20 protein-coding genes are annotated in these 21,760 nt (G+C 43.6%); 17 read left to right on the top strand and 3 right to left on the bottom strand.

Going from position 1 to position 21,760, the window contains the following annotated elements; translation table 11 throughout:
• The first annotated feature begins 422 nt into the window (after positions 1–422).
• The 4 genes from queG to L990_RS01305 all read left to right on the top strand — a co-directional run bounded on the left by queG (position 423) and on the right by L990_RS01305 (position 4,127).
• Positions 423–1,385 carry a tRNA epoxyqueuosine(34) reductase QueG gene (gene queG / locus L990_RS01320; RefSeq protein ID WP_047444706.1) on the top strand — a complete coding sequence of 321 codons (963 nt, stop codon included), beginning with the start codon at positions 423–425 and terminating at the stop codon, positions 1,383–1,385.
• Positions 1,386–1,446: 61 nt separating this feature from the next.
• A complete protein-coding gene (locus L990_RS01315) occupies positions 1,447–2,670 on the top strand; it encodes a porin (protein WP_047444705.1) in 1,224 nt (407 codons plus the stop codon).
• Positions 2,671–2,763: 93 nt separating this feature from the next.
• Entirely contained in the window at positions 2,764–3,750 is a 987-nt protein-coding gene (locus L990_RS01310; RefSeq protein WP_047445086.1) for a GSCFA domain-containing protein, read from the top strand.
• Positions 3,751–3,800: 50 nt separating this feature from the next.
• A complete protein-coding gene (locus L990_RS01305) occupies positions 3,801–4,127 on the top strand; it encodes a hypothetical protein (protein ID WP_047444703.1) in 327 nt (108 codons plus the stop codon).
• A 50-nt stretch (positions 4,128–4,177) separates the two neighbouring features.
• Here the strand turns inward: L990_RS01305 and L990_RS01300 are convergent, their stop codons facing one another.
• Positions 4,178–4,717, bottom strand: coding sequence for an RBBP9/YdeN family alpha/beta hydrolase (locus tag L990_RS01300; protein ID WP_047444701.1), 540 nt, complete (start codon positions 4,715–4,717; stop codon positions 4,178–4,180).
• 332 nt (positions 4,718–5,049) lie between these two features.
• Between L990_RS01300 and L990_RS01295 the strand changes: the two genes are divergently transcribed.
• Positions 5,050–5,370 carry a hypothetical protein gene (locus L990_RS01295; protein ID WP_047444699.1) on the top strand — a complete coding sequence of 107 codons (321 nt, stop codon included), beginning with the start codon at positions 5,050–5,052 and terminating at the stop codon, positions 5,368–5,370.
• A gap of 125 nt (positions 5,371–5,495) precedes the next feature.
• Positions 5,496–7,883 carry a TonB-dependent receptor gene (locus tag L990_RS01290; RefSeq protein ID WP_047444697.1) on the top strand — a complete coding sequence of 796 codons (2,388 nt, stop codon included), beginning with the start codon at positions 5,496–5,498 and terminating at the stop codon, positions 7,881–7,883.
• Between the two features lie 65 nt (positions 7,884–7,948).
• On the opposite strand, the gene mscL is transcribed toward L990_RS01290, so the two are convergent.
• Positions 7,949–8,368, bottom strand: a complete 420-nt coding sequence (gene mscL / locus L990_RS01285; RefSeq protein WP_047444695.1) for a large-conductance mechanosensitive channel protein MscL — start codon at positions 8,366–8,368, stop codon at positions 7,949–7,951.
• Between the two features lie 637 nt (positions 8,369–9,005).
• On the opposite strand from mscL, the gene L990_RS01275 reads away from it, so the two are divergent.
• From L990_RS01275 to L990_RS01260, 4 genes are all read left to right on the top strand, one after another.
• Complete coding sequence (locus L990_RS01275) at positions 9,006–9,638, top strand: hypothetical protein (protein WP_047444691.1); 633 nt, start codon at positions 9,006–9,008, stop codon at positions 9,636–9,638.
• Between the two features lie 175 nt (positions 9,639–9,813).
• On the top strand, positions 9,814–12,576 hold the full coding sequence (gene leuS, locus L990_RS01270; protein ID WP_047444689.1) for a leucine--tRNA ligase: 2,763 nt from the start codon (positions 9,814–9,816) through the stop codon (positions 12,574–12,576).
• A 9-nt stretch (positions 12,577–12,585) separates the two neighbouring features.
• A complete protein-coding gene (locus tag L990_RS01265; protein WP_047444686.1) occupies positions 12,586–13,488 on the top strand; it encodes a YitT family protein in 903 nt (300 codons plus the stop codon).
• A gap of 29 nt (positions 13,489–13,517) precedes the next feature.
• Positions 13,518–14,762 carry a peptidoglycan DD-metalloendopeptidase family protein gene (locus L990_RS01260; RefSeq protein WP_047444684.1) on the top strand — a complete coding sequence of 415 codons (1,245 nt, stop codon included), beginning with the start codon at positions 13,518–13,520 and terminating at the stop codon, positions 14,760–14,762.
• A 16-nt stretch (positions 14,763–14,778) separates the two neighbouring features.
• Here the strand turns inward: L990_RS01260 and purN are convergent, their stop codons facing one another.
• A complete protein-coding gene (purN, locus tag L990_RS01255; protein WP_047444683.1) occupies positions 14,779–15,348 on the bottom strand; it encodes a phosphoribosylglycinamide formyltransferase in 570 nt (189 codons plus the stop codon).
• A gap of 192 nt (positions 15,349–15,540) precedes the next feature.
• On the opposite strand from purN, the gene L990_RS01250 reads away from it, so the two are divergent.
• The 7 genes from L990_RS01250 to L990_RS01220 all read left to right on the top strand — a co-directional run bounded on the left by L990_RS01250 (position 15,541) and on the right by L990_RS01220 (position 21,746).
• Positions 15,541–15,777 carry an acyl carrier protein gene (locus tag L990_RS01250; RefSeq protein WP_047444681.1) on the top strand — a complete coding sequence of 79 codons (237 nt, stop codon included), beginning with the start codon at positions 15,541–15,543 and terminating at the stop codon, positions 15,775–15,777.
• 44 nt (positions 15,778–15,821) lie between these two features.
• A complete protein-coding gene (fabF, locus tag L990_RS01245) occupies positions 15,822–17,075 on the top strand; it encodes a beta-ketoacyl-ACP synthase II (RefSeq protein WP_047444680.1) in 1,254 nt (417 codons plus the stop codon).
• Positions 17,076–17,153: 78 nt separating this feature from the next.
• Positions 17,154–17,819 (top strand): ribonuclease III, encoded by a 666-nt coding sequence (gene rnc, locus L990_RS01240; RefSeq protein WP_052180632.1) that lies wholly within the window; start codon positions 17,154–17,156, stop codon positions 17,817–17,819.
• 6 nt (positions 17,820–17,825) lie between these two features.
• The gene (locus L990_RS01235) at positions 17,826–18,260 is read left to right on the top strand and encodes an IPExxxVDY family protein (RefSeq protein WP_047444678.1); all 435 of its coding nucleotides are present in this window, start codon (positions 17,826–17,828) and stop codon (positions 18,258–18,260) included.
• Between the two features lie 134 nt (positions 18,261–18,394).
• Positions 18,395–19,984 carry a sensor histidine kinase gene (locus L990_RS01230; protein ID WP_047444675.1) on the top strand — a complete coding sequence of 530 codons (1,590 nt, stop codon included), beginning with the start codon at positions 18,395–18,397 and terminating at the stop codon, positions 19,982–19,984.
• Positions 19,985–19,996: 12 nt separating this feature from the next.
• Positions 19,997–20,686 carry a response regulator transcription factor gene (locus L990_RS01225; RefSeq protein WP_047444673.1) on the top strand — a complete coding sequence of 230 codons (690 nt, stop codon included), beginning with the start codon at positions 19,997–19,999 and terminating at the stop codon, positions 20,684–20,686.
• A gap of 85 nt (positions 20,687–20,771) precedes the next feature.
• Positions 20,772–21,746, top strand: a complete 975-nt coding sequence (locus L990_RS01220) for a family 16 glycosylhydrolase (RefSeq protein ID WP_047444671.1) — start codon at positions 20,772–20,774, stop codon at positions 21,744–21,746.
• Positions 21,747–21,760: the final 14 nt, after the last annotated feature.

Genomic DNA, 21,760 nt, shown 5'->3' with positions numbered 1-21,760 from the left:
TATTGGCATGTTTTCCCCCTATAAATGTACGCCGATCTTGCCCCTCATTTTTGAATCATTTTATGTATTGGGAATAGGGCGCACCATTTTTTGGTGCGCTTTTTTTATGCTGTAACCTGAGTATTTTTTAAAGTAAAAGCCCCATCCACCGATAGAGCTTTTACATTAAATGAACAGAACCAGCCTTTGTCGTAACAACTAAATGTTGTTAATCGTTTTTCCTATAGTTATTAGCATATGTTTATGAAAACAAAGAAAACCACAATCCATCAAACATAATTATGTCATCGTTGTCATTTTTTTTCATTTGTCTGTATGCTTCCTATCTGAAACTGGAGTTTGTGTTAAATAGTTTTTTAGACGAATAGCATCTTATTTGATAATAGGGGGTAGATACGATTTCAAAATCATAACTTTGGGCTATGAATTTGGAAAATGTGACAGAAACAAGTCGTGCTATTCGCGAAATGGCTGCCGCGTTAGGGGTTGATGCCGTAGGTTTTGCTCGTGCAGTGAGACTTGATGGAGACGCTTTGCGTTTGCAAGATTGGCTAAGCTCGGGTTATCATGCCGATATGGCGTGGATGGAAGGGCATTTCGAAAAGCGAGTAGATCCAATGCTACTTGTAGAGGGGACTAAGTCTGTTGTTGTTGCTCTTTTCTCTTATAAGCCAGCAGAAGTGCAATCTTCCAATCTTCCTCAAATTGCAAAATATGCCTATGGCACAGATTATCATATTGTGGTTAAGGACAGGCTATGGGAATTGTTGAAGGTGATACAAAAGAAATACCCAGAAGTGGAAGGTAGACCTTTTGTCGATTCTGCACCTGTGATGGAACGCGCTTGGGCGGTACGCGCTGGATTGGGGTGGATTGGAAAAAACTCTCTTTTGCTCAACAAAGATTTGGGCTCATTCTTTTTTATAGGGACGCTCATGCTAAATGTAGAGCTTGATTATGCTACACCTTTAAAGTCCTCTTGTGGTGGTTGTACGCGTTGCATTGATGCATGCCCAACTCGTGCGATTGTTTGGCCTAAAGTTGTAGATGCCCGTAAGTGTATATCTTATCATACCATCGAAAATAGGGGTATTATTCCAGATTCGATTAAGCCTCTGATAGGCAACCGAGTATTTGGTTGTGATACTTGTCAGGATGTGTGTCCGTGGAATGTGCGTGTCGCTCCTCATAATCATCAGGAGCTAGCACCTCGGCAGGCTATTTTAAGTAGTAGTCTAGAAGATTGGACTGCATTGAACGAAGATAGGTTTGCGGAAATTTTTAGAAAATCGGCAGTAAAGCGAACGAAATACAGCGGTTTTACAAGGAATATGCAGATTGTGGTTGAAAATCAGGCTTCATCTCGAATTGATAAATGTGAATAATTTCATATTGTTAATAATTGCAAATCATCCTACCTTTGTTTGTACTCTTAACCATAAAAAGATGAACATTAAGTTAGCAAGACTTACGATGCTAGTAGCAATGCTGTTTTCTTCGGTGGCTACTCATGCACAAATTTTTGATTCAACTGCAGTTGGTAAAGTAAAAGTAAGCGGTCGTGTTAATATGGATGGGGCTTACTTTACTCGTCAGCCTGATTTTGTAATGAGCGATGGGGTAACATTTAGCGAGCTGAGGGTGCGCTTTTCTACGATTCTTTCTTCTCGAACAGATTTTAGGGCTGAGATTGATTTTGCTTTGGGTAGCGTTGTTCCCCGAGATGTTGCCTTTCGTTACTTTGTTGACAAAAATCTTACGGTGACGCTTGGCAATTTTCGAGAGTCTTTTTCTCCTGCTGCCTATGCGAGCTCTACCGAGAATTTCTTTATATCTGTGCCAACTCCGGGACAAGCCTTTGGTTGTAGCCGTAATCTTGGCGTTGCTGCTCGCTATGTGGTTTCTAATTTTTTTGCGGAGGCAGGTGTTTTTGGGCAAGATTTGTTAGACCAAATAAAAGGAAGTAAGGGTTATGCTTTTACCAACCGAGTTCTTTATCGTCCACTTAATAGCGGTAGCCATGTTCTGCAGTTTGGTTTTTCAAACACCATCCGTCGGTCAGATGCTAATAATCTTTCGAAGGATGCTAGTGGCAAAGAGATCGAATTACGAACGGTGAACTATGGTTCGAGGGCCGAAACCAATGTCGACAGAAATCAGCTCATATCTGTAAAAAATCCGTTTGCAAAATATCAGGATAAGCTAAGTGTAGAGTTTCTTGGAATTTGGCAGAAGCTGGCTGTTCAGGGGGAATACATGAATGCTTTTGTGAAGGCGAAGTCGGGATACGATAATCAGCACTACCAGGGATACTATGCGCAGGCTATTTACCAGGTTCGAGGTAAAGGAATTGCGTATAACGACCTAGATGCTGTTCAAGCAAAATCTGGACTGGGAAGTATTAATGTTGGGATTCGCTACTCTTATACCGATTTGAACGATTCCAAAGGCTATTTGGTAAACGGAATTTACACCGATCTTCCCAACGGAAAAGAAGCGAATGGCTCTTTTAATGGAGGCGTTGTAAAAGGCTTTTCGGCGGCTGTATCATTCTATCCACTGAAAAACTTTATACTAACAATGGAGTACAACTGGGGGAAACTGTCAAGTATTACATTACCAAGTGGAAGTTTTCAGATGGCACAAGCGCAGGCTATTATCCAGTTCTAGCAAAAATACCTCAGAAGACCTGCTTTGGCAGGTTTTCTTGCTTTAGAGCTTCATCTTGCTTTTGTTGTATCTTTGTTTAACAAGATTGTTATCATGTTTAGTTTCGATAAATTTCAGACAGAGGTAGATATTCCCCAATTAGAAAGTAAGCTAGGTTACCGCCGTCCGTTTATGATGATGGGCTCCTGCTTTGCAACCAACATCGGGCAGAAGTTGGTGAGGCTGAAGATGCCAGTGATGGTAAACCCTTTTGGTGTTATTTACAACCCCTTATCTGTTGCTCAGAGCATTCATGCTTTGGCTTCGCCCTGTCATCTTGAAGCCTCAGATCTTTTTGAGCAGAACGGAATTTGGTGCAGCTATAGCCATCACTCCTCCTTTTCTGGACCTGATAGGGACGATTGCTTGTCGAAAATTAATCAGACTATAGATGTGGGGGCAATCATGCTGCGTGACTCGTCTCATTTGATTATTACGCTGGGTACATCTTGGGCTTACCGATTGAAAGATACCGGAAATACTGTGGCAAACTGCCATAAGACTCCCTCTTCAGCCTTCGATAGAGTATTTGTTGGCTGTGCTCAGGTGGTCGAACTGTTGGGCACTGCCATCGAAGCGGCAAGAAGGCTGAATCCTTCGCTAAAAATAGTGCTCACGGTAAGTCCCATCCGGCATGTAAAGGATGGGTTAGTAGAGAATCAGCGAAGTAAATCGAATTTGTTGGTTGCTTGTCACGAACTTGCCGAACGGGTGGATGGTGTATACTATTTCCCTTCGTACGAAATAATGATGGATGAGCTCAGAGATTATCGCTTTTATGCTGAAGATATGGTGCATCCATCTGGCCAGGCTGTCGACATCATCTTTAAGCGATTTGTGCTTGCGGCGGCTGATGAGGAGTCGCAGCGGGTAATGGCCGATGTGGAAAAGGTGATACGCGCGGTAGAACATCGGCCGTTTAATGCAAATACGGTGGAGCATTTTAAGTTTAAGGCAAAGATGGCAGACGTTTCTGAACGTTTGCAAAAAAGGTACTCCTTTTTAGACCTTTCTTCGGAGATTAGCTACTTTCGCCAATAGTTTTCAGTGCTACTTTTTATATACTTGCATCAGAAATTTTAAACGTTTAAATGGCCAAAAAGAATAGTAAGGCTGCAGGGGATGCCAACTTTGTCTGTCCATCATGTAAGAATGAAGTAAAACCTACAATTGGTACAATAACAGGGATTTCTCCACAAAAATGTAAGTGCGGAAAGTTTTTGGTAATTCCAATCTGGCTGTCTGCTTTGATTTTGGGGCTTTGTTTTGCCGTTTGGTATGGTGCATTGCTCCTTGTAGGCGTAATTCTACCACTGATAGTGCAGATATTCTTAATTCCGGTGTGGGCTTTTTTCGGTTATCGCATTTCGCGGAAGGTGGTATTTTTCCTTGTTACAGCAAGGGATATTAAGCAGTAAGCTATCGTAATAAATATACTAGAGGGAGTTGTATGGCTCCCTCTTTTTGTTTACTCTTCGTCTAATCTTTTTAGGAGTTCTAGCCCCCAGTGCCACTTGCCGTATCCCGAAGCGGGGTTAATGTGCCCTGCTTTTCCGATGTTTACCAGTTCGCTTCCCCAGCACTCGGCAAAAGCTTCCGCCCTTTCGTAGTTAACGAAGTTGTCGTCTAAGCTCGTAACCAAAATGGTGGGAAATGGCATCTCAATTTCAGGAATCGGTTCAAAGCCTTCGATGGTGAGAGGGGCGGTAACGGCTTCTGTATCGCAGGGAGCAACCAAAAGGGCGCCTTTTATGTAGGGGGAGTAGCGTTCGCACCAGTAGGCAAGGGCGATACAGCCAAGACTATGGGCGACTATTATTACATTCTCCGGATCGTGCTTATTAACTTCTGCTTCTATTGCTTCTACCCAATCGTCGCAAACTGCGTTTATCCAATCTTTTTGTTCGATGCGCTTAAAGCCAAACTCCTTTTCCCAAAGGGTTTGCCAGTGTGTTTCTCCAGATCCTGCATGGCCCGGTAGTGTTAGTATTGTCGAATTGAATTCCATAGAATTTCAATGTTTTGGCTGAATAATATTGGCTGTTTAATCCTCTGTCGGTTGGCGATGCGCTCTTTTATGGCTACTGGTTTTGCTTTTGGTCATAACCTTTAGGAGGCAACAGGTATTTCACAATACCATCCTACTAACTTGTGGACGTGGCTTCTGTTTCATTGCTGCGTTGGTACTCCAAGCGTGGCTATTTATTATAGCTGGACTAAAATAGCAATTAAAGTAAATTGTCAAACGGTTTTAAGGAGAAATGTTTAAAAAAGCTTATTTGTCGGCGGGTTGTTGAACTTTGTCCTTCGAAAAAACTTTAATCGAGTAATTTTGAAGTTATGTTGCAGCTAAGGCAAAAACTACGGATAGCTATTTCGACGGCATTGTTGTCTGTCTTTCTGTATCCGCTGTTTTTAAAGGCGGTTCACCACCACGATATTGCCTATGTTGCTATCGACAGGGTTAATACCAACATTCACCAACCGGTAGAAAGTTGCGAAATTTTCCAGTTTGAGTACCTTTCCTTTATTGTTGATGGAAACGGAGTCGCGCTTCCATCGCTTTCTGTCCTATTCCGATGGGTTGCCCTAAACGATTCTATTCCTTTTGTCGCTACCCAGTTCTACTACTCACTACGCGCTCCTCCTCACTCTTGCTGATAATCCAAGGGCCTTTGGGTATGCTAGCTTAGCACTACTCCTGGCATTCTATTGCCTGTGCATTTAGGATATGGCTTCAATAGCCCTGTTCTGATGTGCTATTGTTATTCATCAAAGAGATTAAAATGAGAAAATATATTTTTATGCTATTCATGCTGCTTGCTGTTGGAGCGGTGGCGCAGGGTGGTATTAAGGGTGCGGTGGTAGATACGAGAAGCCAAGCTCCGCTGGTTGGGGTTTCCATCTACCTACCTGATTTTAAAATGGGAACTACTACCGATTCTACGGGTAGATTTCATCTCGCGAATACTCCCGCATCGAAGGTGCTGCTTCAATCTTCGTTTGTAGGGTATAGGACAAGCGTTGTGGAGGTATTTCGGAACTCCGAGGTGCTGATTAAAATGGAGCCTGCCGCTACCGAGATAAACGAGGTGGTGGTTACAGGAATGTCTAAGGCTTCGGAGCAGAAAAGGGTGGCCTCTCCAGTGGCTGTTGTATCTCAAAAGATGCTCACTCAGATCTCCTCTACCAATATTATAGATGCCCTGTCGGTTCAGCCCGGCATTTCGCAGATAACAACGGGTGCCGGCATCTCTAAGCCTGTTATTCGGGGCTTGGGCTACAACCGTGTGCTGGTTGTGAATGATGGCATTCGGCAGGAAGGCCAGCAGTGGGGAGACGAGCACGGCGTTGAGGTTGACCAGTTTGGTGTTGATAGGGTAGAAATACTAAAGGGACCGGCCAGTTTGGCCTACGGCTCCGATGCAATGGCTGGTGTCATTAACCTGATATCTGCTCCGTTGCCTGCCGATAAGAAGATGGGCGGAAGTGTGACCTCCGAGTACCAAACCAACAACGGATTGATTGGAACATCGGCCAACGTGACGGGTAACGCGGGATTCTTTGTGTGGGATTTTCGTGCCAGCGGCCGATTGGCCCACGACTACAAGAATCGGTATGATGGCTATGTCTTTAACTCCGGTTTTAGGGAACATAGCTTTAGTACAACGCTCGGCATAAAGAGAGATTGGGGGTATTCCAACCTAATTCTTAGCTACTACAACCTAAAACCAGGAATTGTAGAGGGCGATAGGGACGATTTGACGGGTAAGTTCATAAAAAAAGTGGATGTTAATGGCGCAGAGGAGAGCCGCATTGTATCCTCCTCCGATTCGAAGAGCTACAATCCGAGCGTTCCCTTTCAGAAGGTGGGGCACTACAAGGCGGTGCTAAGCTCCTTTGTCCGTTTGGGCGATGGCCACCTGAAGAGCATTATCGGTTTTCAGCAGAATAGGAGAAAGGAGTTTGCTAATGTTCTGGAACCGTCTACCCCAGAGCTCTACTTTAAGCTCAGTACGGTAAACTACGACTTTCAGTACCAGCTACCCCAAGTTGGTGGCTTCGACATTGCCGCTGGCGTTAATGGCATGTTCCAACGATCGCAGAACTTGGCCGAAGAGGTGCTTGTTCCCGAGTATCACCTCTTCGATTACGGTATCTTTACCATTGTAAAGCGAAACTTTGGAAGGTTGGATGTTACAGGTGGCATTCGTTTTGATAACCGCCGTATTGACTCCAAGGCTTTATTTGTAGGGGCGAACGAAGAGACCTCAGAGCATCCGTTTGCTGGGGCCACCGAGCGTTTCTCTGCCTTTACGAGCACCTTCAACGGCATTTCGGGGAGCGTCGGAGCCACCTATCAGCTCTCAAAGGTGGCCTATATCAAGGCAAACCTCTCGCGAGGATACCGGGCTCCTAACATTGCCGAGCTCGGCTCCAACGGCGTGCACGAGGGAACCTTGCGCTACGAAGCTGGCAACGCTGCGCTTAAGGCCGAGCATAGCCTGCAGGCCGATTTGGGCGTTGGCCTTAGCACCGAGCATATCTCGGCCGAGCTAAATCTCTTTAGCAACAGGGTATTCAACTTTATCTACCTGCATAAGCTGCAAAATCGGTTGGGGCAGGACTCTACAATCGACGGTGCCTCGGTATTTAAGTTTACCTCGGGCGATGCGCGCCTTTTAGGGGGCGAGGTCCGTTTTGATATTCACCCGCATCCGTTCGATTGGATACATCTCGAAAACAGCTTTTCGTACGTTCTAGCTCGGTTAAAGGATCAGCCAGACACCTCGAAGTACCTTCCGTTTACACCTGCGCCAAGGCTGCTATCCTCCATCAGGTTCGAGGCACGCAAGGTTGCCCGCGGTTTGGGTAATGGCTTCTTTATGTTCGACGTGGAGAGTACCTTTGCCCAAAATAACGTTTATACGGCGTTTAACACCGAAACCCGCACGCCATCGTACGTGCTGCTTAATGCGGTGCTGGGTGTCGATCTGATTCGAAAGGGAATCACCCGAGCATCCTTGCAGGTAGGGGTAAACAACCTTACCGATAGGGCCTACCAAAGCCATCTCAGCCGGCTAAAGTATGCACCCGAAAATTTGGCTACCGGCCGATCGGGGGTGTACAACATGGGCCGAAACGTTACCTTTCGGGTAGCTGTTCCGTTCTAGCTTACACATAATAAAAAGGGGGATTCGGCATGCCGAATCCCCCTTTTTGCGTATCATACCAATCGCTATTTCTCTTTTAGCAAGTCTCTAATTTCGGTGAGCAGCGTAACTTCTGCGCTAGGTGCAGGTGGAGCCGCTGGTGCCTCCTCCTTCTGCTTTTTCAGCTTCATAAGCCCCTTAAGCATTAAAAATATGAATAGGGCGATGAGCAGGAAGTTTACCGTAACCTGAATAAAGTTGCCGATGTTCATGGTAACAGCCGGTTTGGCAATGCTGCCGTCTGCCGCCACCATGGCCTCCTTAAGCGTAATCTTGAACGATGTAAAGTCGATTCCGCCAATAACTGCGCCGATGATGGGCATCAGCAGGTCGTTTACGGCCGATGTCACAATTTGCCCAAAGGCGCCCCCAATTACTACCGCTACGGCAAGATCTATCACGTTGCCTTTGGCGATAAAGTTTTTAAATTCATTAATAAAGCTCATATCTATGGAATTTAATGGTACAACGTTGGTTTATCTCAGCAGGTTTATGCCGCTTTTAAGTTAACCACAATTTAGCGAAAATGTTTTTTTGAGGCCAATAAGAGTGCATGCTTGCGCTATTCGAAAGTTTTTTTGACGAAAATGTTGCCTTTGGGATGAAAAAGTGTAATAAAATCTTGACTTTGTGAGGATGTCGCCATAAATTAGCTTTAGTGGTTTTTGAAATAGCGGTTAAAATGGTTGATGCAACCGTGCTGTAGGAAGAAGAGCTTAGGTGCTTGGCAGAGGCAGCAGGTAGGCTGGCAGAGGTTGCTTGCCGGGAGGTGGAACCCTTTTTCCGGCTGGCAGAGGTGGCAGGTTGGCAGGTTGAAACCATTTCCCGAAGGGCTGAGGTAGCAGGTTGGCAGGCAGACGCCTCCTTCTGGCGGGCAGAAAAGATTGGTTGGTTGGCAGACACCATTTTCTGGCTGGCAGATTCCACCTTCTGAATGGTCGAAGTCGTTTTACGTTGGGCGCTGGCCAAATGTCGGCTCCGCAACGAGGCGCTGGTGCTCGGTTGAGTGTCAGCTTAAGGTTAGCATATAGTAAAAGTTTACCGGAAGGTAGACCACCCAAATAACTTTTAAAGATAGCAGCTATGTCAGGTTATAAGACAAAGGACGAAATCCTACAGCAAGCGGGGACATCGATTACCAACGTTGAGGCTAACCCTGTAATTGCTCAAAAGTTGACAACTTTTGGTTTTGACGAACAATCGTTGGCCGAGGGTAAACGTTTGGTGACGGATGCTTCGGCAAAAACGCAGCGGCAGCTGCGCGAGGTAGGCGAGCAGCGCAACGCTACTGCACGCAGCAACCAGCTCTTCGAGGTGGCCGATGTACGTTTTAAGGTAATCTATAAAATTTCTAAGCTGGCCATTAAGGAGAAGGGGCTGCTTGCGCAGCTGGGCGTCGAGAATCTTGATAAAACTTCGTTCCATAACTGGGCGCAGCGTAGGATAGACTTTTACGCCAACGCGCTAAAGAGTCCGGTAATCCTAGAACGTTTCGAAAAGTTCAACATCAAGGCTGCCGACTTGGAGGCCGCCCAAAAGATGGTGGAGCAGGCTGTAGAGGCCAACCAGGAGCAGATAAGGGAGAGCGGAGAGGCGCACATTGCTACCAGCGAGCGCGACGATGCCTTCGGCGAGCTGCAGCGCTGGTACTCCGAGTTCCGTCAGCTGGCAAAGCTGGCCCTCGATAAGCACGAATGTGAGATTGTAGGTTTCTGATCATATAGTAAAATTTAGATTTGGTCCCGTGCATGCTTCTGGCATGTGCGGGTTTTTTATGGCAATAATTATCGGCCAAAAAGGGGCTCTCTACCTGTCGCTTTTACGGGCGTTCGATCTTTATTCTGCCATCTTTTTACTACTTTCGCCTTGTAAAAGAGTAATTACATAGTTTATGGAGTACAATTTTGTCGATATAGAGAAGAAGTGGCAGCAACGCTGGCGCGAAAATAAGACCTACAAGGTTGATGTGGATGCTTCGAAGCCTAAGTACTACGTGCTGGACATGTTTCCTTACCCTTCCGGGGCAGGGCTGCACGTTGGTCACCCGCTGGGATATATTGCATCGGATATTTACTCGCGTTTCAAACGTTTAGAAGGCTACAACGTACTTCATCCTATGGGCTACGACGCCTTTGGGCTTCCTGCCGAGCAGTACGCCATACAAACCGGACAGCATCCGGCCATCACCACCGATATCAACATTAAAAGATACCGCGAGCAGCTCGATAAAATCGGCTTCTCGTACGACTGGAGCCGCGAGTACCGCACCTGCGATCCGTCGTACTACAAGTGGACACAGTGGGCTTTCATTCTGATGTTTGAGAGCTACTACAACAACCAGTCGCAAAAGGCCGAGCCTATTGCCAACTTGGTAGAGGCGTTTAAGGCTAACGGCAACCTTACGGTTGATGCTGCTTGCGGCGAGGTGACCAAATTCTCGGCTGCCGAGTGGGCCTCTATGCCCGAGGTGGCGCAGCAGGAAATTCTTATGCAGTACCGTATCGCCTATCTGGCCGATACCATGGTAAACTGGTGCGCCGAGCTCGGAACCGTGCTGGCCAACGACGAGGTGAAGGATGGTCTTTCAGTTCGTGGGGGATTCCCCGTTGTTCAGCGTAAGATGCGCCAGTGGTCGCTACGCGTTTCGGCGTATGCGCAGCGCCTGCTCGACGAGATGGAAACCATCGATTGGACCGACTCGCTAAAGGAAATCCAACGTAACTGGATTGGACGTTCGCAGGGTGCTCAAATGTTCTTCGACTTGGAAGGAACTGATAAGAAGCTGGAAATATTTACCACCCGCCCCGACACCATTTTTGGCGTTACCTTTATGGTAATGGCTCCAGAACACGAGATGGTAGGCGAGCTAACTACTCCAGAGTACGCCGAGGCGGTAAAGAATTATATCGAGGAGACTAAGAAGCGCAGCGAACGCGAGCGCATGATGGAGGCAAAGCGCGTAAGCGGTCAGTTTACGGGTGCCTACGCCATCAATCCTTTCAACGGAAAACAAATTCCAATATACTTAAGCGACTACGTGCTTATTGGCTACGGTACTGGGGCTATTATGGCCGTTCCGGCACACGACAGCCGCGACTACGCCTTTGCTAAGCACTTTGGTATCGACATCATCGAGGTGGTTTCGGGTGGCGACATCACCAACGAAAGCTACGACGCCAAGGAAGGTAAGCTGGTTAACTCCGACTTCCTAAACGGGCTCGATGTGAAGGAGGCCGTAACCCGCGCCATCGACGAGGTAGAGTCGCGCGGTATCGGAAAACGTCAGATTAACTATCGCCTGCGCGATGCCATCTTTAGCCGTCAGCGCTACTGGGGCGAGCCATTCCCAATTTACTTTAAAGACGGAATGCCCTATCCTGTTAGCCTCGACAAGCTACCTTTGGAGTTGCCCGAAGTTGATGCCTTCCTACCAACCGAAACTGGCGAGCCACCGCTTGGTCGCGCTAAAAGCTGGCAAACTGAAGATGGCTACCCATTCGAGCTTAGTACCATGCCGGGCTTTGCTGGGTCGTCGGCCTACTACCTTCGCTACATGGATCCAACCAACGATAAAGCGTTGGTGTCTAAAGAGGCCAACGAGTACTGGCGCAATGTCGACCTGTACATTGGCGGAACCGAGCACGCAACCGGTCACCTTATCTACTCGCGCTTTTGGAACAAGTTCCTTTACGATCACGGCTACGTGGTGGAGAAGGAGCCCTTCAAAAAGCTGATTAACCAGGGGATGATTCAAGGTCGCTCGAACTTTGTGTACCGTGTTCAGGGAACCAATAAGTTTGTTTCGTTAGGACTAAAAGATAGCTACCAAACGCAGGAAATTCACGTTGACGTAAACATCGTAAGCAACGATATCTTGGATGTTGAGGCATTCAAGAATTGGCGTCCAGAGTTTGCCAACGCCGAGTTCGAGCTGGAGGATGGCAAGTATGTTTGCGGATGGGCCGTTGAGAAGATGTCAAAGTCGATGTTCAACGTGGTAAATCCCGATGATATTGTAGAGAGATATGGCGCTGATACGCTTCGTATGTACGAAATGTTCCTTGGCCCATTGGAGCAGTCGAAGCCTTGGGATACCAAGGGAATAGACGGCGTTTACCGTTTCCTGCGTAAGTTCTGGCGCTTGTTCTTCACCAACGAGGGGAACTTCGAGGTGACCGCCGAAAAGGCAACTGCCGACGAGCTAAAAGCTTTGCATAAGACCATCAAGAAGGTTCGTGAGGATATCGAGAACTTCTCGTTCAACACCTCCGTATCGGCCTTTATGGTTTGCGTAAACGAGCTAACCGAAAGCAAGTGCAACAAGCGCGAAATATTGGAGCCACTAACCGTGCTGCTTTCTCCTTTCGCACCTCATATTACGGAGGAGCTTTGGTCGCTATTGGGTAATGCCACCACAATAAACGACGCCAAATATCCTGTTCATAACGAGGAGTATTTGGTGGAAACCAGCTTTGAGTATCCAGTTTCTTTTAACGGAAAGCTTAGGTTTAAGAAGAATTTACCGCTTAACCTTAACCCTAAGCAGATTGAAGAGGCCGTTCTTGCCGATGAGCAAGCTGCCAAATTCTTGGAAGGTAAGGCTCCGAAGAAGGTGATTGTTGTCCCCGGAAAGATTGTCAACATCGTTATATAAAATAATACTATGAAGAGCTATTTAAACGCACAAACCATTTGGTCGGAGTTTAAAAGTTATCTTGTAATGGCGTTCGGCTTGGCGTTGTATTCGCTGGGCTGGACAGCCTTCCTAATTCCTGCCAAGCTTGTTGGTGGTGGTATAAGCGGCGTTGGTGCCCTTATCTTCTATGCAACCGGAGGAGAAGCCGACGGTGGCTTTAAGATCGCCTACAGCTACCTAATCATTAACGTTGTACTGCTATATCTTGGGATTAAAGTCTTGGGAGGGAAGTTTGGCTTTAAATCGCTGATCGGAATCCTAATGACCTCCTTTTTTCTTTGGATCGGGCAGCAGCTTGTAACCGAATCGCCACTAAATGTGGAAACCGATAGGCTGCTTGCAACAATAATTGGAGGTGGACTTTGTGGTATAGGTTTGGGAACCGTTTTCACTCAGGGAGGCTCTTCTGGCGGTACGGATATCATTGCGATGATAATTAACAAGTATCGTAATGTGTCAATAGGTAGGGTTATCCTGCTTTGCGACGTAATAATAATAGGTACATCCTACTTCGTGCTTAAGGATTTTACGTCGGTAGTATATGGCTACATCAGCGTTGGTATTGTGTCTGTAACGCTTGATATGGTGCTACAAGGAACCCGCCAATCGGTACAGATGTTTGTTGTTTCGAAGAATTACCAAGTTATTGCCGACAGGCTTTCGAACGAAGTACAACGTGGGGTCACTGTTCTAAATGGTCAGGGTTGGTACTCGAAGGAGGATCAAAAAATAGTGATGGTGCTTGTCAGAAAGTTTGAAGCAAATCAGGTGTATAAGATTTGTAAGCAGGAAGATCCGAATGCATTTATATCCGTGGTGAATGCAATGGGTGTTTTTGGCAAAGGATTTGATACGATTAAAGCCAAGTAATTTTATCTTTGGCCCGTTAATCGGATTTTATGAGCATTCTACAAAAGTTCAAGAATAAAAGAGCCGTAACAATTACGGCTCTTTCTTTTGTTATTTTATTGGCTGCATCTATCGTATTGTGGCCTGTTATTCAGGAAATAGAGGAGCATTGGTTTAGGGAGAAGGTAATTCCTCCTGTTGTGCTGGAGTATGGTATTCCAGTCGATTCGTTTACGGTGGTTACCGGCGAAGTTGCACCGGGCCAAAATCTATCTCAGATTCTTGGCGATTTAGGTGTTACCCCCAGCCAAGTTGATAGCATAGGGAAACTTTCTGAAGGCAAGTTCGATTTGCGTTCTATACGTGTCGGAAATACCTATAAAGCGTTTGTATCGCCAGATTCTACGCAGAGTTTGGCGTACTGGGTTTACGAAATAACGCCCATTCAGTATGTAGTGTTTTCATTTAAAGGCAAGTTAAAGGTTGACGTTGCACAAAAGCCTGTTCGTATTGTAAGAAGGGTTGGTGAGGCTACTATAAAGTCTTCCTTATGGAACGCAATCGCGGAATCTAAGCTAAATACAGGGCTCGCGTTGGAACTTTCTGAAATATATGCTTGGGAGGTTGACTTTTTTGGACTTCAGAAGGACGATCACTTTAAGGTTGTATACGATGAGATGTACGTAGATTCGACTTCAATTGGTGTCGGAAAAATTTATGCTGCAGTTTTCAACCATCTTGGTAAGGATTTTTATGCATTCTTATTCATGCAAGATAGCTTAAATTCCTACTGGAACGAGAAAGGTGAAAGCCTAAAGAAGGCCTTCTTGAAGGCACCTCTGAAATTTTCTCGAATAACATCAGGTTACAGTAACCGCCGTATGCATCCAGTTCTAAAAATAGTTCGTCCTCACCATGGAATCGATTATGCGGCACCTACGGGAACGCCTGTTGTTTCGATAGGAAGCGGAGTTGTTGTTGCTAAGGCTTACAGCGGTAGTGCTGGGAATATGCTAAAGATTAAGCATAACTCGGTATACACATCGAGTTACATGCACTTAAGTAGATTTGCCAGTGGAATTCGTTCTGGTAGCCGAATTCGTCAGGGACAGGTTGTTGGCTATGTTGGATCAACAGGTTATGCAACAGGCCCTCATCTTGATTTTAGAATGTGGAAGGGAGGAATCCCAATTAATCCGTTAAAGGTACAAGCTCCGCCAGAAAAACCTATAAAATCGGTTAATATGGCAGCGTTTTCTGCGCATCGAGATAGCCTTTTGAGATTGTTAAAATAGATATAGTAAGCTCATCCTACAACGTAGCGATGAGCTTTTCTACTATCTTGGGGAAATGTTCGTACTCAAGGTGATGCACTTTGTCGGCAACCATTTCTGGAGTGTCGCTAGGGTTAACGGAAACTTTGGCTTGAAAGATAACGTTCCCTTCGTCGTATCTGCCATTTACGTAATGAATTGTTATGCCCGTTTCTGTCTCCTTTTCTGCAACAACTGCATTGTGAACGTTCATTCCAAACATGCCTTTACCACCATATTTGGGTAGTAGCGCAGGGTGTATATTTACAATTCGGCCGTCGTATTTATCAATTAAAGATTGAGGAACCAGCCATAAAAAGCCGGCAAGCACAACCATATCAATTCCTTGTTCTTCTAAAGTGCGAACAATTTTATTGCTGTTGTAGAAATCTTCGCGGTTAAAGGAGATCGAAGGAACGCCTAGCTGTTGAGCTCTTTCTAGCACGTACGCATCCTTTTTATTGGAAAGAATAATGGTAACACGAGCTAAATCATTATTCCTGAAAAATTTAACAATATTCTCTGTGTTGCTTCCCGAACCCGATGCAAAAACGGCAATTCTCTTCATTCTGGATTGATTTTCAGCACTAAAAGTGCCAGTGAAGTAAAAAATACAAATTGGTTTGACAAAAATAAGAACAAAAAGTTATACATTTGTCCCCGAATTTCGAAAAGAGAGCGATTTCGATTTTAGAAAAAATGTTTTTCTTTGCGAAGTTATTTTTAAGGTCAAATTCAGTACTAATCAAAATTTACCGTTATGTCTGATATCGCATCAAAAGTTAAGGCTATCATCGTTGAGAAGCTTGGCGTAGACGAGAATGAAGTTGTTCCAGCCGCTAGCTTTACCAATGATCTAGGCGCAGACTCGCTTGACACTGTTGAGCTAATCATGGAATTCGAAAAGGAATTTAGCATTTCTATTCCAGATGAGGATGCTGAAAAAATCGGAACTGTTGGCGATGCAATTTCTTACATCGAGCAACACGTAAAGTAAGAAGGAAGAATTAAGCAGAAAATTTTGTTATAAAACTTGGACGTATGGAATTAAGAAGAGTTGTAGTTACTGGTATTGGAACCATCAACCCGTTAGGTAATTCAGTTGAGGAATATTTCGCTAATCTTGAAAAAGGCGTTAGTGGAGTCGAACTGATCACCTCTTTCGATACATCCAAGTTTAAAACAAAATTTGCTGGCGTTGTTAAGAATTACGATCCAAATAACCACTTCGACCGGAAGGAAGTTAAGAAGTTAGACCTCTACGCTCAGTATGCTCTTGTGGCTTCTGAGGAAGCGTTTGGAGACTCTGGCCTTAGCGTTGAAACAATCAATCCTGACAGAGCAGGTGTTATTTGGGGTTCTGGTATTGGTGGTATTATCACCTTTTACCAAGAAGTAAAGGGCTTTGTCGAGGGAGGAGAAAACCCTCGATTCAACCCTTTCTTTATACCAAAGATGATTGCAGATATTGCTGCTGGCCACATTTCGATGAAGTATAACTTCCGTGGACCAAACTACAGCACGATTTCTGCTTGCGCATCATCTAACCACGCTATCATTGACGCCTTCACCGCAATTCGTATGGGAAGAGCAGACATAATGATAACAGGTGGTTCTGAAGCAACCGTTAATGAGGCTGGTGTTGGCGGATTTAACGCACTTCAAGCGCTATCTACCAGAAATGATGAGTATAAAACAGCATCTCGCCCGTTTGATTCGACCCGCGATGGTTTTGTGATGGGAGAAGGCGCTGGTGCGCTAGTACTCGAAGAGTACGAGCATGCAGTGGCCCGTGGTGCAAAGATTTATGCTGAAGTTCTAGGTGGTGGTATGACTGCTGACGCTTACCACTTGACGGCTCCTCATCCAGAGGGATTAGGGGCTAGCAATTCTATGCGTATGGCACTTCAAGATGCTGATATTTTGCCTACAGATATTGACTATATCAATGTGCACGGTACTTCGACACCTTTAGGTGATATTGCTGAAATTAAAGCAGTGAAAGATGTGTTCGGCGATCATGCAAAATCTGTGAATATCAGCGCAACAAAATCTATGACCGGACACCTTTTAGGTGCTGCTGGTGCTGTTGAAGCGCTTGCTTGTATCTTTGCTATTACGACAGATACAGTTCCTCCAACAATTAATAATGTAAGTTTTGATCCTGAGTTAGATCCAGAATTGAACTATACGTTGAATGTAGCCCAGAAGCGTGTGGTAAATTATGCTTTAAGCAACACTTTCGGCTTCGGAGGACATAACTCGACTGTAATTCTAAAGAAACATACAAAGTAGCATTTGTTTAAAAGGTTTCTACATCCGGTAAAGGTCACATTTTCTAAGGACAAAAAGTTGTACTTGGCGTTGAAGAATATGTTTGATCTTTACCCTTCAAACATTTCTCTTTATAAAGTTGCTATAACCCATAAGTCGGTATTGAATAGCCACCATCCAGTTATACATAACGAAAGATTGGAATTTTTGGGTGATGCCGTCTTGGATTTAATAGTAGCCGACTATTTGTACGAAAACTATGCTGGAAGAAGCGAAGGTTTTCTTACTAAAATGAGGGCAAAAGTAGTAAGCCGCTCTACCTTAAACCAGCTATCTATAGACATAGGGATCCCATCCTTACTGGTTTTACATACCAATCCTAACCATCAGGTAAAACACATATATGGAGATGCGCTAGAGGCCTTAATTGGTGCCATATATTTGGACAAAGGATTTACCTACACCAAGGGACTTATCATTAAGTTTATAAGCAAGCATATCGATTTTGCGAGTTTAGAAAACACCGAAACCGATTTCAAAAGCCGACTAATTGAGTGGGGACAAAAAAATAAGAAGGAATTGGCGTTTGAATATAACGAATCGTTTGCAGAAGAGGTAAAGACGATTACCTTTACGGTTAGCATTCTGTTAGGTTCATACGTTTTAGGTCGCGGAATAGGGCAATCAAAAAAAGAAGCAGAACAGAATGCTGCGAGGGAGGCTCTTAATTCGATTGCAGACCATCTCTCTTTGAATCTCAACTAGTAGATAATGGCTGGTAAGAATGCAGAAACGAAAATTATCCGAAAAATTAAGCTAACAGACTCTCCTTCTGATCCTGTAACGCTGGTAGCAATATGCTCGTCAGAAAATGAGTTTCGGCTAAGTTGGTTACTTAATGCCGAACTATCCACCAACTTTAGCCGTTATGTTTCGAATTCAACCGATAGTTCATCTTTAAGTGAAGTTGATATTTATCTAAGTCCTGATCCTAATTGGGCAATATTGCTTTCAAATAAGCTGGAAAATGGAGGGCTCTTGCTACCCAAACATAAGAAATTCGATTTTATATTAGGTCTTAAGAGTGTTGACGAGGAGCAAGTAAAGGCCCTTGTTGCTAAGATAAGAAAGGTCCCTGGCGTGATTACGGCAATTCTAGTAGAAGATCAGTCGAAAGCGGTACAAAATTTGCTTAGTTTATTTTAGCAGTTTGAACTTTTTTTATAGCTTAAGCTAAAGTTGTAACTATTTTTACCTTACTACCTTTACATGGTAGCAAAAAATCAAATGGTTTTGTAGATTTAAAAGTTAAATTAATAGCATTTAGCTGGCTCTTGATTATGAACAAAAAACAAATTTGGCTTTTAATTTCCATTATATTTTTAAGTTCTGTAGGATTGATACTCGTTCAAACAATCTGGATTCAGAATTCTCTTAAAATAAAGGAAGACGAGTTGGAGGATCAGCTCGATAACGTAATTCGGCAAGTCGTTCAAAATGTTCAGCAAAGTGAGATACTTAGCCAAACACAGCGCTCTATTTCTCCATATTCAAGCAAAGAAGGGGTTAACCCTTTTTCTGAAGATCAGTACGACATCATAAAAAAAACGCGATCTTCTATAAGAACAATAAGCAAAAACGAAAAAATATATAGTGTTGATCCGAAAGATTCCGCTCGGTTTATAAAGCAAATCAAGGGTACAATTGGTGACAGCAATGCGGCAAGTAGCCTAATTAGTAGCGTATATAATTTTGATAGTAAAATATCGGATAGGTTAGATGGAGATAGAATGAGCTTTCCTCTAAATGAAAAGTATAGAAGGAAAACAGTTTTTATCACAGAAACTATTGATAAGCTGATTCGCATTGAAGAGCCTATTACGCAGCGAGTTTCAAAGCAACAGCTCGACTCTTTGATAAAAAAAGAGCTAAAAGATAGGGGAATTAAGATCCCATTTGAATTTGCAGTTACAGATGAGGGTGCGAATGTTATTTTTATGACGGATAATTTTACCCGAAACCCGAAGGACGCTCTGCCGATACATCAGCAGCTTTCTCCTGAAGGCTACCGAAAGACATCTTTCCTGCATGTTAACTTTCCAAATACGCAAAAAGTAGCCTTTAGGTCAATGGCTATTTTAGCTTTAGTGTCGGTTGGATTAACTTTAATCATAATTTTTGCCTTTTCTCTAACTTTACTTGTTATATTTAAACAAAAGAAGCTATCCGAAATTAAAAACGATTTCGTTAGCAATATGACGCACGAACTAAAAACGCCAATATCTACAATTTCGCTTGCTGCTCAGATGCTGCAGGACAAAAATTTACCAAGTTCGGCAAAAAATTATGACTATCTTTCGAAGATAGTTGGTGATGAAAGTAAAAGGTTAGGATTTCTTGTCGAAAAGGTGCTACAGATGGCAATCTTTGATAAGGGCAAGCTGAAATTGAAAGAAAAAGAAATAAATGTACATCAAATAGCAAGTAAGGTTTGTGATAACATGCAGCTGCAGCTGAATAGTAAAGGGGCAGTACTAGAACGGTCTCTTTTGGCAGAAAAACATATAATTTTGGCAGATGAGGTGCATATTACAAATATTATAGCTAACTTGTTGGACAATGCGTTAAAGTACAGTAAGGAAAAACCTAAAATAAGGTTGAGTACATACAATAAGGATGCTGGTCTCGTTATAGAAGTGCAAGATAACGGAATCGGGATTAGCAAGGAGAACTTGAAACGCATATTTGAGCAGTTTTACCGAGTCCCAACCGGAAATGTTCATAACGTTAAGGGATTTGGCTTAGGACTGAGTTACGTAAAAAAGATTGTTGAAGCGCATGGAGGACGTATCTGGGCCGATAGTGAAATGGGCATGGGGAGTACCTTCAGCATCTACATACCATTTAAAAGTGAACTAAGTAACAATTAAACCTGTATAGAAATGGAAAACAAGGCAAAGGTTCTTTTAGCAGAAGATGATGAAAACCTTGGTATGTTACTAAAGGAGTATCTGAACGCCAAAGGTTATCAAACAGATCTATTTGTTGATGGAGAAAAAGCTTTTGACGGCTTTAAAAACAACAAGTACGACATCGTAATATTGGATGTTATGATGCCTATTAAGGATGGTTTTTCTGTCGCAAAAGATATTCGTATGATTGACGACAAGGTACCTATTCTCTTCCTTACAGCAAAGTCGATGAAAGAAGACGTGCTTGAAGGATTTTCGGTAGGTGCAGATGACTACATGACAAAGCCATTTAGCATAGAAGAACTTCAGTATAGAATTGAGGCTATTCTTCGCAGAACAAAGGGTGCTGGTGGTGTTGCGAGTCAAGATCAGTTTGTCCTAGGTGCATACACCTTTGATGCAACTAAGCAAATCTTAGGGCATGGTGGTATTGACCAGAAGCTTACTGCAAAAGAATCTGAACTTCTTAAGTTTTTATGTATTAACCGTAATGCGGTGCTTGATCGTAACTTTGCTCTCAAGACTATTTGGTCTGACGATAGCTACTTCAATGCACGTAGTATGGATGTGTATATCACAAAGTTAAGAAAGTACTTAAAGGAAGATCCTTCTATTCAAATTTTGAATATCCGTGGTAAAGGCTTTAAGCTGATTGGCTAGCCTCAAGAAAAAGTTTTAGGATTGATTTTTATCAATCCTAAAACTTGCTTACATTTAAGCCAAAATAAAAGTTGGCTTAAAGGATATGGGCAATCTTTTTGGAAATATTTCTTTGGCGTTAAAGCTGAAGTTGGGATACATTCCCTCAACTCTACAGTATGAGGCTAAGCTTCAGAAGAGTTGGGAGGATGTAATTTTTTTTCAACAATTTCCGGAAGGAAATTTGTGGAAGGAATATGTGGAGTTGAAAGGGAAGAAATATTCCTCAAAAAATGAGCAAAGAGCCTCTCAGGTAAGGTTGAAAAACATTGAAAAATCGGATGAATGGAGGCGCTATAAAAAACTAGCAAAATCATCACAAGTTTCTCGGATGATTAAGATGGAGGAGACATTTGCCGATAACTTTGACGGTAACAGTATCAACCAGGATAGATGGCTCCCTAAATACTTTTGGGGAGATAAGCTGATAGGGAAAGGATATTCGCATTCTGAGGAATTCCATCATTATACGGAAGGCCAAAATCTTCACGTCAAAAATGGGCGATTGATTATCAAAACGGAGGAGGGATCTCACGCAGGAATGGCTTGGGATAAGAAATTCGGGTTTATTCCCAAGAAATGTGATTTTACATCTGGTATTATTAATACAGGGCATAGTTTTCGGCAGCGTTATGGCCGATTTGAGGCTAAGGTAACGTTCTCTAGAATTGATGGAGTATACAACGCTTTCTGGATGATTGGAGACAACGCAACCCCTCATTTGAACGTTTTTAAAATTAATCAAAACCTTGAATTGGGTGTGATTAATGGAATAAAAGAGGTAAATCAGTCAAAGGTGTCTTCTGACCTACTGAAAGAGAATACCTATATTGTTGGATTGGAGTGGGGAAAAAAAGATCTAAAATGGTTGATAAATGGAGTTGTTGTAAAGAAAATGAGCAATAATCTGCCAGATACTCCTCTTTACTTAGTTTTTTCTTCGGGGGTTCAAAAGAAACCGAGCGGTAAAATAGCGAATGACTTTATTATAGATTGGGTACGATGCTATAAAAGAAACTAGATATAAAAAAGCCG

The sequence above is a fragment of the Alistipes sp. ZOR0009 genome, from assembly GCF_000798815.1.
In the GTDB taxonomy this organism is placed as follows: domain Bacteria; phylum Bacteroidota; class Bacteroidia; order Bacteroidales; family ZOR0009; genus Acetobacteroides.
The sequence above is the reverse complement of the archived record's forward strand: the minus strand, read 5'-3'. Positions and strand labels throughout refer to the sequence as shown.